15 protein-coding genes are annotated in these 15539 nt (G+C 59.7%); 7 read left to right on the top strand and 8 right to left on the bottom strand.

Annotated elements, in window-relative coordinates:
• Positions 1-367: 367 nt before the first annotated feature.
• A complete protein-coding gene (locus CK221_RS29155) occupies positions 368-1486 on the bottom strand; it encodes a DUF1501 domain-containing protein (protein ID WP_095780235.1) in 1119 nt (372 codons plus the stop codon).
• Positions 1477-2826, bottom strand: a complete 1350-nt coding sequence (locus CK221_RS29150; protein WP_143749121.1) for a S8 family serine peptidase — start codon at positions 2824-2826, stop codon at positions 1477-1479. The genes CK221_RS29155 and CK221_RS29150 overlap by 10 nt, the downstream gene beginning before the upstream one ends.
• Positions 2827-2991: 165 nt before the next feature.
• On the opposite strand from CK221_RS29150, the gene CK221_RS30060 reads away from it, so the two are divergent.
• Positions 2992-3570, top strand: coding sequence for a hypothetical protein (locus CK221_RS30060; protein WP_127403287.1), 579 nt, complete (start codon positions 2992-2994; stop codon positions 3568-3570).
• A gap of 12 nt (positions 3571-3582) precedes the next feature.
• Here the strand turns inward: CK221_RS30060 and CK221_RS29140 are convergent, their stop codons facing one another.
• Entirely contained in the window at positions 3583-5316 is a 1734-nt protein-coding gene (locus tag CK221_RS29140; protein ID WP_066994994.1) for an adenylate/guanylate cyclase domain-containing protein, read from the bottom strand.
• A gap of 63 nt (positions 5317-5379) precedes the next feature.
• On the opposite strand from CK221_RS29140, the gene CK221_RS29135 reads away from it, so the two are divergent.
• Complete coding sequence (locus CK221_RS29135; protein WP_095780233.1) at positions 5380-6708, top strand: YcaO-like family protein; 1329 nt, start codon at positions 5380-5382, stop codon at positions 6706-6708.
• A gap of 1056 nt (positions 6709-7764) precedes the next feature.
• Here CK221_RS29135 and CK221_RS29130 read toward each other — a convergent pair.
• On the bottom strand, positions 7765-8892 hold the full coding sequence (locus CK221_RS29130; protein WP_095780232.1) for a helix-turn-helix transcriptional regulator: 1128 nt from the start codon (positions 8890-8892) through the stop codon (positions 7765-7767).
• A gap of 460 nt (positions 8893-9352) precedes the next feature.
• On the opposite strand from CK221_RS29130, the gene CK221_RS29125 reads away from it, so the two are divergent.
• The 5 genes from CK221_RS29125 (at position 9353) to CK221_RS29105 (ending at position 12632) form a co-directional block, all read left to right on the top strand.
• Positions 9353-10390 (top strand): DMT family transporter, encoded by a 1038-nt coding sequence (locus CK221_RS29125; RefSeq protein ID WP_095780231.1) that lies wholly within the window; start codon positions 9353-9355, stop codon positions 10388-10390.
• Positions 10363-11211, top strand: a complete 849-nt coding sequence (locus tag CK221_RS29120; RefSeq protein ID WP_095780238.1) for a DUF1194 domain-containing protein — start codon at positions 10363-10365, stop codon at positions 11209-11211. Before CK221_RS29125 ends, CK221_RS29120 begins: the two co-directional genes overlap by 28 nt.
• 59 nt (positions 11212-11270) lie before the next feature.
• Positions 11271-11723, top strand: a complete 453-nt coding sequence (locus tag CK221_RS29115; RefSeq protein WP_095780230.1) for an SgcJ/EcaC family oxidoreductase — start codon at positions 11271-11273, stop codon at positions 11721-11723.
• Between the two features lie 41 nt (positions 11724-11764).
• A complete protein-coding gene (locus CK221_RS29110) occupies positions 11765-12142 on the top strand; it encodes a hypothetical protein (RefSeq protein WP_095780229.1) in 378 nt (125 codons plus the stop codon).
• Between the two features lie 94 nt (positions 12143-12236).
• Positions 12237-12632, top strand: coding sequence for a hypothetical protein (locus CK221_RS29105; RefSeq protein WP_095780228.1), 396 nt, complete (start codon positions 12237-12239; stop codon positions 12630-12632).
• A 70-nt stretch (positions 12633-12702) separates the two neighbouring features.
• Here the strand turns inward: CK221_RS29105 and CK221_RS30590 are convergent, their stop codons facing one another.
• From CK221_RS30590 to CK221_RS29090, 4 genes are all read right to left on the bottom strand, one after another.
• Complete coding sequence (locus CK221_RS30590) at positions 12703-13098, bottom strand: DsbA family protein (RefSeq protein ID WP_210200048.1); 396 nt, start codon at positions 13096-13098, stop codon at positions 12703-12705.
• Positions 13049-13312: a DsbA family protein gene (locus tag CK221_RS31190; protein ID WP_210200047.1), complete on the bottom strand. Its 264-nt coding sequence runs from the start codon at positions 13310-13312 to the stop codon at positions 13049-13051. Before CK221_RS31190 ends, CK221_RS30590 begins: the two co-directional genes overlap by 50 nt.
• Positions 13313-13559: 247 nt before the next feature.
• Positions 13560-13880, bottom strand: a complete 321-nt coding sequence (locus tag CK221_RS29095) for a hypothetical protein (protein ID WP_095780237.1) — start codon at positions 13878-13880, stop codon at positions 13560-13562.
• 678 nt (positions 13881-14558) lie between these two features.
• Positions 14559-15539 (bottom strand): PHP domain-containing protein (locus tag CK221_RS29090; RefSeq protein ID WP_143749120.1); only part of this gene is annotated, 981 nt, incomplete at its 5' end.

Raw genomic sequence — 15539 nt, 5'->3', positions numbered from 1 at the left:
AATGTCTGCACGTACGACCACCGGGAGTTACGCCGCGGGACGCACATCTGAGTCACGGCGAAAGGAACCAGTTCGGCACCTTTGCGCCCGATCTCGGTCGTACACACGTTATGTGGTTATTGCGCAAGAGCCGCCGTTTGAAGAGTGGGCATGTGGCTATTCGGGCGGGGCGGGGGGGGGACGTCAATCGTCGTCAAGCGTCGCTGACGCCTGAGCTGCCGACCGTTCGAGTGTCGCCTCGAACAGCCCGGTCTTGTCGCCTACGGATGTGTGACGGAAAACTTCTGAAACTCCTTTCGGGCGCCGCACCCGACGTCTCGCGCCCCTGATGCGGGGTGTTGGCGTCGTGACTGTCGCAAAGGATGTATCAAACCAGAAACAATCCTTTGATTGCTTGAAGGCCCGATGCGTTGGGAGCGACCATCGCCATTGCCTGGCTTGACAGTCCAAGATGGTCTTTCAACACCGCGTTGACGATCGAGCGGGCATCGGTGGTGACTGCCAAGTCGGTCCCCTCGTGGAGCTGATCTGGCGCCAATCCGGGCCAGCGACCCGCGATCCGCCCTCCGGCTATCGCACCACCCATCAAGAACGCTACGCTGGCACTGCCATGGTCGGTGCCGCCTTGGTCGTTGAAGTGGGCAGAGCGCCCGAATTCCGTAATGCCTAGCACAACGGTTTGACGCCAGATTGCGGCTGCCGCTTCCGAGAACGCGACGACACCGCGCGCCAATGTCCCAAGGGTGGCCGAAAGACGCTCTCCCTGAGCAACGTGGGTATCGATACCGTCCAACTGCAGCAGGGCCACGCGCGGGCCGTCCGGCCCGGACAGCGCCTGCCCCGCGGAGGCCGCCGCTGCGACAAAGCTTGCAGCACTCAGCGCATGTCGCCGCGCAAGCAATGTCTGCACGGCGTCTCCGGCTGAACCGGACGCCTCGCCGAGCCAAAGGCGGGCGAGGTCAAGTCCCGGATTGCCCAACACAAGATCGAAAAGCGCGTCATTTGGCAGGCCGGCCGGCGCAGCACGCCAGATTGGTTGCCTTCCCTGCGACAGCACCGAAGCGGCTCTTCCCGGCCAGCCAAAATCGCCGCCGTCGAAATCGCCGTCGAACAGCACCCTCTGCGCGGCGTCATGCGATCTCCCGATATCCGGGATGCCCGTCGCGGGCAGGATCAGCAATTCGCCAGCCGAATAGAACCGAGCAAGAGGTTCCAGCGCCGGATGAAGTGCGAACAGCGGATCAAGCTTCACACCGAACGCGTCGTCGGAGGTGCCAAGTTCTCTCGCCCTGCCTCGTCCCCGCCGGAAATCCGGATCACCATGGGGCGGCAGCGCGGCCAGCGCATCAAGTCCGCCCCGAAGGTGGACGACCAGCAGCCGCGGGTGGCTGTCGCCGGCAAAAACCGCCGAAGCAAAGCCTGCGCTGGTAGCAAACAGCGAGGTAAGACCCAAACCCTGGAGGGCCGCGCGGCGCGTCAATTGCATTTCGGATAGTCCGGATTAGCGACGTCCGGCGTTCCGGCCGTCGAAAATCCAAGCTGATCGGCATTTGGGATCACGCCCTTTTTGATCGGGGCCTCCGGCAAACTCGCAGTGGTCCGAGCCAACAGTCCCGCCAGGACTGGAGCGGCAAGGGACGTCCCCGAACAGATATTCTGTCTTAGCTTGTGATTGTTTGTACTCCGCCAAAGCACCTGGACGCCAACGCCGGGCTCGGACATGGCCGCGCCAAAAGCGCCGCCATTCCAAAGCACATCACACCACCCGTTTGAAACGGTGCTGCACACGCCAGTGCCGGTGCCGGTCGGGATATAAGTGCTGTCGGATGCCGAGACACTTTGGATGAAGCCTTGCGTCGGGTTTGGAGAAAGATATTCCGACGCATTGGCCGGGAAAAAGGACTGTACCCACGACGCCTCGTCGTCTTCCCGCGCATTGCCCGCCGCAATCACGATGCGGACCTGCTTGTTTGCGATCTCAAACAGCAGCTTGTCCATCTGACCAAGCAGGTCCAATTGGCCACCCTTCTTCGCGGTCTCCATGAACTGCGTGCCCCAGCTGATGTTCAGGATTTGGCCGGCCGACGCATGATCACTGACATATTGTAGGGCGACAAGCGGCGGTCCGACGATCTTCGACTTTTCGCCTTCAAATGCCTTGACAATCTTGAGTGGCACCCCTGGGCTGACCCCAACGATGCCAAGGAATTGACCGCTTGTTGTACCTTGCACGCGCATTCCGCCAATGATGCCTGCGACCATCGTGCCGTGACCTTGAGTGTCTGGCGCGCCGGTGGTCGTGCTGCATGGGGTAACCATACAGTTGATCCGTTCCGAAATATTGAGAAGCCCTTTTGTGACGACGTCGTCGTCGACGCCGCTATCGATGATCCAGACCGCAGGCCCGCCGGTCACAGGACTGGGCGACCCGATGACTCTGCAAACGCTCGGCGGCACGAGCTTGTCACCCGTCACAGGCTCTAGCCGACTACGTGCTTCGCAACCGCCATCCGCGAACAGGCTTACTTCAAGTGAGTCCGGCTCCTGATACCCTTCCGAAAGAAGCTTGTTCGCTTCCTCGTCGGTAAAGCTTCCAGTGACCAGGCTAAACCCCAGATCCGGCATGTCGACAGCCTGCAGGGCGTCCCCCGACGGATTGATCTTGTTCAGGCTGGTGATAACCGATGCAAATCTGTCCTTGTCCGCAAGTGGCGCGATGAATGTGTGTTGCGTTACTTGCGGCCCGCCGGGGTCTTCGTCCGCGTGCACGATTGTGGACGCGGAAAGTGTGGTGGCGAGAAAAGTCACAAGCCAGGCGAACCTCATGGATCCCAACCGTCTGCTGGTCGACTGACTGGCAGCATGCTCCCAATAGCTCTTTCTGTCCACGGCAAAGCTTTGGAGGCGAACCGCTCGAGGGCTCTTCTTGCAGCCAAAGAAAAAGCAGCCTAGGTTGTTGTCGCACGCCTCAAAGCGCGGGGAGCAACGCTTGTGCCCAAGGTGAAACTCAAGCAGGGCCGACAGGCTCAGGAGATTGGCGCGGCGCTCGTGGGAGCCTGGCTGAAGGCTTTGCCGCCCGCATTCACGGCGACTGTATCAGCGGTAGTCTCGACAAGTCCTTTGCGTATAACCGTCGACATACCGAACGCATTCACGCTCAACGATGTCATAGCTCTGCGCACTGGGGATAAAAGTGGCAGCCTTCGAAGTGTGAAGGTGGGACAGATCACAGGTGCTACGGGAAACACCTTACGTGTTGTTGATCTTGCTGGTGTCGATATCGACTATAAAGGCAAGAGCTTGCTGAATGGCGTAGTGTCGAAAGTAAAAGACCTGAATGACGTCATTTTTCGTAACGAACTTACTATTGTGTTGGAGCAGATCGTCGACGCGAAAGTGAAACTGGCGTGCGATGCGCCTACGGAGCTGACTGTGGTCCTGCCGGCCCTGCCGGAAGGCGTTGTCACGCGAGAGGACCTGATAGATTACCTCGGGGCGTACCACAAAAACGCGCAGGGTCGGCACTATCATGACGAGCTTGCGTCCGCGGTCCTTTTCGGCTGCCGATAGCAAACTTCAAGATCAGTTCGGCAGCCCTGCGGCGAGCAGCCCCTTCAACAGCGCGGCCCGATCCTCCTCCAGGCGATAGGGCTCCTTGGCCACGAATCGACTGCAGGAAAAGCTGGGTGTACCCGCCAACACGCGAGCCGCGTACGACTTTGCATCGCTGTCCCGGCCAAGCGCCGAGCTCGAAGCGGCCATGTAGGCCGTAACCCATGTCGGCATGGTCGACGAACGGCTCAAAGCGACCAATGCCGGCTCGGGCCGGCCCGCAATGAAGTGGACGATGCCGCGAAACGGCCAATACCAGGATGGTTCATAGAGCGGATCGAGCACCTGCGCCCGCTCGAACCATTGCATGGCGCGATCCGGTTCGCCGCAAAATGTGTAGAGGGTGCCGAGATAGGAAACCTGCTCGGGATCGTTCGGATTGAGGTAGAGGGCCCGTGCGTAGAGTTGCGCGGCGACGTCGAAGTCTCGCAGGTGCAGCAGCACCCAGCCGAGAATGTTGAGGCAGACCGGATCGTTGGCGGAGAGCGCCACCGCCTTCTTGGCAATTTCATGCGCCTCGTCGAGCAGGGCGTCGGAAGATCCCATGTCGCGAAACCATTCCAGCTGCTTGTAGTGAGCCAGCTTGGCATAGGCGCGCCCATAGGTCGGATCGAGGTCGATGGCGCGCTGATACCATTGCCTGGCTTCCGCTTCGCACGCGAGGTCCCCTAGCGGCAGGGCGTTGCCGCGCAGCACGCACTCATAGGCAGCCAAGTTGGCCGGCGGCTTGCGCCGTGCCTTCTCCGCACCCGCCGCCTTGAGCCGGCCGATAACTGTGCCCACGATCTTGCGGACCAGTTCGTCCTGCACATCGAATATGTCCTGATCGTCGCTGTCATAATGCTCTGCCCAAACATCACCGCCGGACGTGGCATCGACCAGTTCGCACGACAGGCGGATACGCCTCCCCATCCTGCGGATTCGCCCCGCAAGCTCGAAATCGAGCCCGATATCCGAGACCAGCTTCGGCAGCTCCACATCCTTGAGCCGCATCGAGGTGTGATATGACGCGACTGAGAGCTGCGTGAACCGCGTCAGCTCGGTGATGACGTCTTCAGTGAACCCTTCGCTGAAGTACGGCTCCACGCCACCGGTGCTGACAAATGGGCGGACCAGGATCGACGGCGCGTTCGAGCTCGAAGTCTCGGCGCCGATCCTCGCAAAGGCGCCGTCGGGTCTGTGAATAAGCGAGTAGACGGCCACCGGTCGGGGAATGTTCTTGAGCAGAAAGTCACCGCAATATTCGAAGGGCAATTGGAGCCCTGCGCGGACCTCCTCATGCACTTTTGCCGAAAGGCAAATGCCTCCGGGAGCCGCGATCTGTTCAAGCCGTGCAGCCACGTTCACACCGTCGCCGAACACGTCTCCGTCGCCGTCGACGATAATGTCGCCGAAATTTATGCCCATCCGAAGCGACAGACCGGGCGACGACCGCTCGGGGCTTGCGAGATAGGCCTGAATAGCCACCCCGCACCGCACCGCTTCGACCGCGCTGAAGAACTCCGCCACCATACCGTCGCCAGTGTTCTTTACGACGCGGCCGTCATGCCGATGAACGTAGCCTGGGATCTCGTCGTGCATCAGCGCTCGGACGCGGGTAAACGTGCCTTCCTCGTCTTCCGCCATTTGTTGCGAATAGCCGACCACGTCCGCGACCACGATCGCAGTCAGCCGTCGCTTCAGGGTGCCGTTGCTTGCGATCAATCTAGGCTTTGGGGTCAATCCATACCTCGGGTCGGACGTCCGAACCTACTTTAGCACATTTGCATGATGCTATCGCGCATGGCAGCGTGTAAACTGCTGCATGAAGAGCTTTCGGGCGTGCGACAGAGCGAAATCCGTTCAGAAACGCTCGCAATGCGAAAGATGCGCACATTCGAGGTCTGCGTGGGGTCTAGTCTTCTCTATGGCCCGGTGGTGATCTCGGATCCATTGCTCGGCTGTCCTCTCACTGTGGCGGCAGGCCGCGTTCGCGCCGCCAGGGATGGCGATGAGAGCATTTACTTCGCGTCCGGTTGGGGCACGACAGTCGAGCAGGCGCTGCAAGGCTGCCTTTATGAGGCGGATGAGACCTACTTCGCCCAGATCATTCCCGAGGGGCGAATTCTGCGGTCGCGTGCCGATGCGATTCATGGTCGGGTCGTCGAGCCGCCCGGTATCCTTCTTTTCAGCGAAGAGCAATATGACCGCCGAGAGGCCGCGAACCGACAGCCCCGCAATATGGTTCCGGCCCGCTGGGACAGATCCGCGCCCGAAGACTGGATCCTGAGTGACGACAGGCTCGGTACGGAGCAAGCCTGGGTGCCCGCGGGGCTGTGTTTTCTCGGCTATGATCCCGGTGGCAAGCAATCATCGTTGCCGGCTGCCGACTCGAACGGACTTGCGCTGGGCATCAACCCTGAGGCCGCTGCGATGAGCGCCCTTCTCGAGCTGATCGAGCGAGATGGGACCTCCATCTGGTGGTACAATCGGCTTGTTCTGCCTCGAATCGATCCGAAGTCGATGGCAAGCGATACTATATCTTCATACGAGGATTGGCTTCGGCGCCAAGGTCGCGAATTGCGCCTTCTGCGACTTACGTTGGATTTGGCGGTGCCGATAGTTGCGGCAATCTCCAGCGATAATTCCGGCCGGGGTCCGGCGATGGGGTTTGCGGCAGGCGCATCGTGGTCAGCGGCTGCCACAAGGGCGCTTGGAGAGCTTGCTCAATGCGAAGCGAACCTTGCTCTGCTCTCCCAACAGGCGCAGCAACAGGGAACGGCCCGCTTTACGCCCGGGGCGCGGCAACTTTATCGCTGGCATCAAGAGACGGATCTTGGGCTGTGTCCATATTTGCAGGGTGAGAATAGCGGCCCTGCCTGCGCGGATGAAGCGACACTCGACTACGCCTCGTGCGTCAAACTCTGCCGCGAACGAAGCCTGGAAATACTCGTCGTCATCCTGATGCAGGATGAGCAGCGGTCCCTTGTCCGAATGTTCGCTCCGGGGTTGCGTTCGACCAAGCCAAGGTTTGGTCCGGGCAGGCTCTATTCTGTTCCAGCCACGCTTGACCACGGGCCTGCGAGGTCAATATGCCGAGACCCTTTCCCGTTTTAGCGCGAAGCCAAAAGCTGCTGCAAAGTTCCAATTTGGGATCGAACACCGGAGGGCATACTCTACCGCTTCAGATTCCTTAAAGCGGCCATTCCGCTGTCGGCCCCCTTCCCGCCATTCACAATGTCGACCGGAGCTGCGGAAGAGCCAAGGCTACCTCGAAGAACACGCAACGCGCTCGCGCGCTGGCAGGATTGCAAACTGCCTGCCGAGACATTCCCGCTTGGCGAGCAGGTTGAGTGGCACACCTGGCGAGGGTTTCCCTGGAGGTGCGCGTGTTCGGAGCATCTCACGCCTGCTGTGAAGGTCGGTACAGTGAATCCTTCCGAGGCCAAGGCCTTATCATATCGTTCATGAGCGTCGAGAACCTTATCGCCTCTCTGTGTGTGAGGCCATGAAAGACATAGCCGTCGAACTCGGCCACCGTGGCTCGCACGGCATCCCAAACAAGCCATTCTCCGCCGGGGTCGCACAGCGGTTCGTAAGGGCCTCCGCCCATTAGGATAACTGTTGCGATCCTACCCTCCCGTTTGCGCTTGTGACACCTCCTTACTCAAGGATAGACATCCAACCATGTGGCGACATCTCCCATTTGGGTCATGTCGCCGCAGTCCCTTCGATCTCACGAAGCCGCCACGCCATCGATTCGTTGCGATGCTGCCTGCCAAGCAATGTATACGGCCGATACGGAATTGCGTTGCTTCGCCCCTCCAGCAATTGGCCGCCCATGTTGGCTAGACGAGCGCGCCGGTATTGCGCCCGCCCCAACTTCAGCGACGCGTGCGTTAGCAATGGACCGTATTGCTTCGAGGTCACCGCGCGGACCCCACTGTTGCGAATCCGCTGAGCACAGAAAACCGCCGCCGTAGTGTACAAGCGTGGCGTTGACCCAAAGGATCCGAAATGATCGCCGCTTCGTAGATGCGATCGATGATACGGTCCTCGATAACCAATCGGCTGATGCCAGCGTTGCAAACCTAAGCTGGGGAGTACCACGGGCTTCCTTCCTCAAAGGGTGCGTTCGGCAGATCTAGGGCCTCATTTCCGCCGGGCGCGCACTCAAATCGGCGTTTCGTCATGTGGCCGACCGTCTGATAGTTTCGGCAAAAGTCTCGTCAACAGCGACACCAGTTCAGCCTGGCGGTGTGTCCCCGTCTTCGCAAAAACGGCTTTCAACTCATTGCGTGCCGTCTGGTACGAGATCCGACATCTGTGTGCGACAGACTCGAGCGGCTCGCCGGTTAACATCATGGATGCCAGCCGCGCCTCGGCGCCCGTCAGGTGAAAGGTAGTCTGAAGGTGGAACTCTGGTGGCTGGCGTTGCATGTCCGGATCTACAAGGATGATGATCACCTGGCAGGGAGCTAGTGAATTGTACGAAACGTGCGGCAAGCGGACCGGATAGGCTATCAACGGAGCTCCTTGCGGTCTCGGGAGCGCCACCGGCGGCGCGGACGTGACGGAGGACTGGTCCCGCAGGAGCGTCTGCAGCGCCCGGTTCAATCTTTCGGTGGCGCCTTTGTCGGTCGTGGCCAGGTGGCGGCCTTTCACAATCAGGCCGCGGGCCTGCAATGACTCCGCCACGCCGTTCATTGCGAGCACGGTCCCGTCCTTACCAATCATTACGGCAGCCATGCCGCTCGCGCTAAAAGCATCTAGCGCCGCTTCCGCGCGCGCCAGGCCGAGCATCGTCGCAAGTGCAGCGACCGATCCGGCCCGATGGGAGAAAGCTACCAAATGTTGAAGCTCACGCGGGGAGAACGGCCCCTGTTCGACCGATCTCTGCAAGGATAGGGACCAGAAAGTGTCGCCGGCCGCAATCTTTACGAGGGCGCACCACCGCAGCCCGCACGGGGCAAGGAATTCTTGGAAATAGGGATGCCGGGCGACCTCGTCCGACGTCAGTAGGTCCTCGTCGGTTGCGACACCGCGGGCGCGCAGGAAGGGGACCAGGCGGAAGCGCTCGTCGCGTTCAATCCAGCCGCCACTGACATAGGCATCAAATGCCCGAGCAACCGAGCGTGTGCGAGGTAGCATCGGCAAATGGCCCTGTACATCAAACAGCAGTGCGCCGAAGCTTCCGGTGGCCTTCGCTGCCCGCTCCATTGCTTCATCCCAGCGGGTCGGATCAAGCGCCGCCTCGACCAAGCAGGCTTCAATGGCAGCAAAATCGAACACCGTGGACACAAAAACCCTCGCGCAGACTGTTGTCTATAGAACGCGAAAAAAATCACGAATTACTGATTCGTGCCCAGAAGTAGTAGAGACTTACTCGGAATACGTACCAACTCTCAGTTGATACGTTTCCTCTTACAATCCAATAGTTGTCTTTTGGAAGTTACTAAAGCATTTTGAAGCTTGAACCTCTTTTATTTTTCTGTCCAGCTTTTACGCGCGATTATTCGGGAGACGTTGTCCCTGCCGGTGGGCGACTTCCTGGAAGTTCACTACAGGGTCGAGTTTTTTCTGCCCTGATGACCCAAACGGGTCATGAGCCGTTCCGTCGGAGCGGATATCCTTCTTTATCAGTCGGCCGGGGTTTGAAGGGGTGACGGCCATAACGGCTGCGCTGACGATTTCCAGCCGACAACAAAGCCTTTGCTCAAACACTTGAACCTAGCGCGGTTCTGGCTCCGGGGGGCGGCGGATGTCGAAGCTCACAGCCAACTTGCTGCTCCTGTTCGCCGCCGCTCTCTGGGGGTTCGGGAATGTGGCACAAAAGACGGTGCTCAATCACCTCGATGCGCTAAGCGCCGTTGGCCTGCGCTGCCTGATCGGTGGGCTGCTTGTATTGCCCCTTGCCCTGACCGAACGGCGGCTGCCTGCCGGCGCCGCTCATTTTTCCAGCCTGGCTCGGGTGGTCGCGCTGTTTGCCGTCTCCATCGTGCTGCAGCAGCTTTGCTATCTCGGCGCCACCGTCACCAATGCAAGCTTCCTGATCAGCACGGTAACGGTAATCACGCCGCTGGCGGCCTGGCTGCTCATCGGCGAACGTCCAACGGCGGGTCTCATGCTTGCCGCCGGATCGACTGTCGTCGGCTGCCTTTTTCTTTCAGCTGGGATCGCCGGTCTGAGCAGCGGTGATCTCACCGCCCTCCTGTCGGCCGGCTGCTATGCGCTCTGGACAGTTGAACTCGGGCGGCACATGCAAGCCCATGCACGTCCCTTCACGGCAGCGGCGGCGCAGTTCCTTGTCGCCGCCGCGCTCGCCCTTCCGCTAGGAGGGATGCAAGGCAATCTATCAGTCAAAGCGGCTGCCGAGGCTGGCCCCGAACTGGTGGTGCTCGGGGTGTTCTCCACCGCGGTCGCCTTCGGCATACAGATTGCCGCCCTGCGCTTCACTTCCGCCAGCCATGCCGCCGTGATCGTCAGCGCCGAAAGCGTCTTCGGCGCCATGGGCGCGGCGATCTTCCTCGGAGAACATTGTTCAGTGGTGGGCGCGCTGGGTGCCGCCATCATCCTCGGTTCAATTCTGTCGGTCGCAATGGCGAGCCGAACGCCCGCGGCACGTCTGCCCTCGCGAACCGCCGCCGACGCACCGATCCATGACTTCTCCGGGGCACCGGAAGGCTGGGAGGTTCGTGACGGTAACGCGCACCGCCGCGCCCAGCAACTGTACCGCTTCGAAAACGATCCGTCCGCGAGATGGAGGGCTACATGGCTCAATGCCTCCATGAGGAATTGAACTCCCGATCAAACGCCACCTTCGCGCGGGCGCGCGACAGTTTGCCGACCCCGACGCGTCGACTAGCTGCGGGGCCGGGGCTGCGGTCCAGCCCTTGGCTGAGACTAGCGCTCCTTTCAGCTGCGGCATTTTGCAGTCCGGCTGCACATGCCGCCGACGCCGATATCGCAGTAGCGAACGTCGACGTTGCGATCGTGTTCGCCGTCGATTTTTCGTCCTCGATCGCCCCCATGGCCGCTGACATGCAGCGCGAGGGGCATGCTGCGGCGCTCACCTCGCCCGAGATCATCAGCGCTATCTCCGAGAATTACCTTGGTTGCATCGGCGTGACCTATTTCGAATGGTCAAGTGCCGGTCACTCGCGCACCGTGCTACCGTGGACTCGCATCTGCGGGTTGGAAGACGCCAAGGTGGCCGCGGCGGTGATCAGAAGGAAAGGCGACACCGGCTATATTCGTCGCGGCCGGGGCGGAACGTCAGTTTCGGCGGCCATCGACGTAGGAAGCCTGCTGCTAGATCGGTTTCCTGGAAATGCGATGAGGAAGGTGATCGACATCTCTTCCAATGGGGAGAACAACGACGGGCTGCCCGTTCAGCCGAGCAGGCAGAACGCCATTGCCAAGGGATACACGATTAACGCGATAGCGATTTCACCTCTCGACGAGGACCCCAAGCATCCGCTGGCAACCTACTTCGCCCGTTCCGTCATCGGCGGCTCACGGGCTTTCGTCATATCGCCCAACCGGCCTCGCGATTACACAGCTGCCCTTCGCCGCAAGCTGGTCATCGAGGTCAGCATGAACGCGCTTTCTCGTCTTTGATTACCTGAGCGGAAGAACCAGAGGAGCGCCTCCAAGACACCCAAACACGGGAGGATGAAATGACTTTCAATCATTGTCTGCTGGTCGTTGTTTTCACGTCCATCTGCCTCGGATCTGCGCAGGCTCAGCCCGCGAAAGAAGCGATTGAAGCCGCCAATGCAGAGTTCGTGAAGGCGTACAACAGTAAGGACGCGGCCGGGGTCGCGTCGAAGTACGCGGATGATGCAGCTGCACTCCCGCCAGATATGGCGCGGGTCGACGGCCGCCAGAATATCCAGAAGTTATGGCAGGGCGTGATCGACACGGGCATATCGGATCTCGCGCTCACCACGCTCGAGGTTCAGGAAAGCGGAGATTTTGCATATGAGTCGGGGACTTTCTCCCTCAAGGCACCAGGCAAGGATTCGAAGCTGGCGGACGCCGCCGGGAAGTATGTAGTGGTCTGGAAGAAGGGACAGGACGGCAGCTGGAAGCTCTACCGGGACATATGGAACTTCGATCCCGGAAAATGAAGGATAACTGGTGCCCAGCAGGTCACTTGTAGGAGCAGCTCATGGCGAAACTCACCGTTGATCAATACTTGATGGCGGCAGCTGCGCGACTTGCCCATCTGACGCAGACCTATGCGATCGTTTTTTCCGCCAATATCGCGAGCATGTTTGCGATACTGGCGTACGCACCATTAGCGGGACCAGCCGCCAGGTTTGCGCTCGCGACGATCGTGGTCGCAGTTACAGTTTATGGGGTCTTGGCAGCCAAGGCCGCCATGGATGACTTGAAGGCGATGCTGAACGATGCAGTCGACGACTTCTCGGGCAGCAGCTTTGGCGCTCACCTCACGCAGATACCCACGGCGCTGTTCATCGCAGTAAGTGTCATCTTCGTTTTTGCGATGGGGGTGACGCAGCTGTGGGCGATCATTTCTGCCTGACCGGGCACTGAGACCGGCTGTATGGCCTGGGCTGATTGAGCTTTGACCGCGGAGCCAGGCGAGCCAGCCTTGATCATCGCTGGCAAATTCGACCATGAAAGGTTCGCAAAGATATATTGCCTTACTGTTGTGGCTCGCCGCCGGCGCCGAGGCGAAGGCTCACGGCTGGTACACGGGCAGGACAGACCCTGTCCTTCATTACAATTGCTGCGGCGACCACGATTGCCACACCCTCGGCGCCGGCGACGTCAGGTCGGCTCGGGATGGCGGCTATTTCGTGAGGCAACCTCAACCCTTCTATCAAAACGATCCGCCAACGGGGGAGTGGTATATTCCCAAAGATCGCGTGCAGACAGCGCCGGACGATCGCTACCACATCTGCGAGCCTTTGGTTCCGACCTCTCGTGTCGGCAAGTTCAAGCGGAAATGGACCTGTTTCTTCGCGCCGATGAGCACAAGTTCAATGACGCGCAGCGAAAAGGCTCACTGAGGAAAGGACAGAAGGAATTCAGAAGGCACGTTACGGTCTGTTCGGATGTTCCTGATATCAGGGGCCTATTTCACGATGCTTGCAGCTTATGGCTATCCACGGCCCAGGCAAGCGCCTCTTCCAGCCTGTCGTCACCCCAAAACATTTCCTCATCCACGACGAACGCGGGAGAGCCGAAAATGCCATATTCGCGGGCGGCATCGGTTTCAGCTTTCAGACGATCATGCGCACCAGGCCCGCCGGCCTTTGCAATCACGCTGTCGACATCTTGACCGAGGGAAGGCAGCACATGCTCCAAATGGCCGCGATTGCCCAGTGCCATGCCTTCCAGGTACCACGCCCTGAAGCTTGCGACTGTATAGTGCTCGCACCAGCCCTCTTCGGCCGCTACCATGGCGACGCGGTTGGCCAGAAGGTCAGGATCGGTCGGCCAGATCGGTGCCCGGACGTAAGGCAGGCAGGCCATGCATTGCCGCTCGCCGCTCCACATCGCGCCACATGTACTTTACCTTGGCCGCCTGGGTGCGAAGGGCGATGTTGTTTTCAGCCATTACCGTGCGGACATTGAACGGGCGCCATCGAACAGCAACGCCCGCTTGTTTTGCCATGTCAGCAATGCGCATCACTGAAAGATACGAGTACCCACTGCCAAAGAAATAGAAGAAGTCGAGTTGCTTCATTTCCATCGCCCTCCCTCGAGCAGCGGTTCGCCGACACCTCGCTGGCTGGCCAAAAATAGCAGAGCAGGGATCACCCTTCCACCGCACTGATCAACCGACCACGAGATCTCCGGCCTGGGACAAACCGTCAACGAGGGCTTGTGGCGTTAATGCCCTCGCACTGGGCGCAAGACTTGTTCGGGTGGGTCAGGCTATGATTGCGAGGAAAGATCCCCACGGCCAGTGCTTCCGCAAGGCGTGACACCAGTCACATCGCATCGGCGGGCGCGAAGAAGCAATTCTCGTCTTCTTCGGTTGGATGCAGGCAGATGTGAAAGTTGTCATCACCGGATGGAATCACCACGTCATAAGGAACGAAATAGCGGTCCTGATGAGTGACTTTCTGGTGATCGCCCGGCCGTAAGATAATGACATAACCATCTGGCCGCGGTGTCACCGCCGTGGCAGGTATCTTGGCACACTCGCCGGTGACTGCATCGCCGTGACAGCACGCTGGCGGATAGGTCCAGGTTCGATCGGCGCTATGCGCCAATGCAGGACCACTCTCCAACGCCACAGCAGTGGCCATCAGGCCTGCCAACCCTGCACGTTGTCGCGTGCTGACCAAGTACAATGGTCCCTCCGCTAGCGGTGACCGAAGTCGTCGTCATCTCAACAACCATTCACGCTCACCTTTGACTGCGCGGGTGCTCGCGAAGGTCCCGATTTCCGCGTTTTAGATTAGCATATACTAATATAATAAGCAATGTGAAAGGATCGGGTGAACTGGGCCAAGAACTACGGTCAAACCGCTACGGACGCTTTAAATAGAGATCGGGACGGATGTTATGCAGAGGTGCTAATATTTATGCTTTCCGCGGCGGAGGTGATACCGCGAGCGGTATGGATGCGGTGAGGGCGCTCCACCACGATTGGTGTGTTGCCACGCGGAGATTTGCGTGTAGTCGCCCTGGAGCATTGGCGGGGCAATTCCAGCGAGTGGCGTCTGCTGGAAGGGCTGACCGCCTGCAATGATTTTTTAGATCGCCACGGGGGTAGTATAGAAAACGAGGCTCAGCATATGCACTCGCTTTGGCATCTGTTGGCCGGTCGTCCGCCTTCGCGTTGCGCGACTAGCAGACGGTCCGCATTCGGCCCTTCCAGGCATTTACAGGGGCCGTCGATCGCCGAACTGGGCCAAAGCTGCTGACGTCGAAACACTAAGCGCGCTAATCTATGCTTCGAAAGCCAGGACCTCGAGTCTCATTCATGCGACAGCTTTCCGCGCAGGCGAGGGCTGTTGCCGCCGGGTCTTGGACTCGCGCTTGCGCTTTGAAAGGTACGCAAGCAGAGCCGCCAAACCCATCGCGTTGAGAACCCGCGTCCTAGGAACGCCCCCCTTGCGCGCCATCTCGACACCCCAATGCATGTGGTCGAGTTCGCGGATTGAATGCGCGTCCGGATTGATGCTGAAGATGCAGCCGTAGTCGAGTGCCTTCTGATGCCACCGCCAGTCGAGATCGAGCCGCCACGGATGCGCATTGATTTCGACAGCGACGCCATGTCTCGCGCACGCTCTGAGGACCTTGTCGATGTCGAGATCATAGCCGGGGCGACGCAACAACTGGCGACCGGTCATATGTCCAATGATTATCGTGAAGGGGTTCGCGATTGCCTCAATGATACGGTCCGTCTGCTCTTTCTTCGGCAACTTGAAGCGGCTGTGCACGCTCGCGACAACGAAATCAAATTGCTCCAAAACGTGGTCCGGATAGTCAAGCGAACCGTCGGCCAGGATGTCTGCCTCGATGCCCTTGAGGATACGGAATTTTCTCCCATACTTCTTGTTCAGCCGATCCGCTTCGCGGTGCTGCTCAGCAATCTCCTGCAATGTGAGGCCGCCCGCGTAGTGAGCAGACTGCGAGTGGTCGGCGACACCATAGTACTCGAACCCGCGCTTACGGGTCGCTTCAGCCATTGCCTCAAGCGTCTCGGTGCCATCGGATGCGGTCGTGTGAGAATGCAGAATGCCATGCAGATCTTCATCCCGGACGAGGGTAGGGAGTTGCCGCCTCGCTGCCCGCTCAATCTCGTGCCTGCCTTCGCGCAGTTCAGGTTCGATGAACTGCAGGTCCAATGCTTCGTAGATTTCCTCCTCTGTCACTGATGCAATCAGCTTTCTCCCGCGGTAGAGACCATCGGGTTTGAGGGCGAACCCTCTCTCGGCCGCAAACATCCTCAATTGCTC

This window comes from Mesorhizobium sp. WSM3868 (assembly GCF_002294785.1).
GTDB lineage: Bacteria > Pseudomonadota > Alphaproteobacteria > Rhizobiales > Rhizobiaceae > Mesorhizobium.
This window is presented reverse-complemented; position numbering and strand designations above follow the sequence as displayed.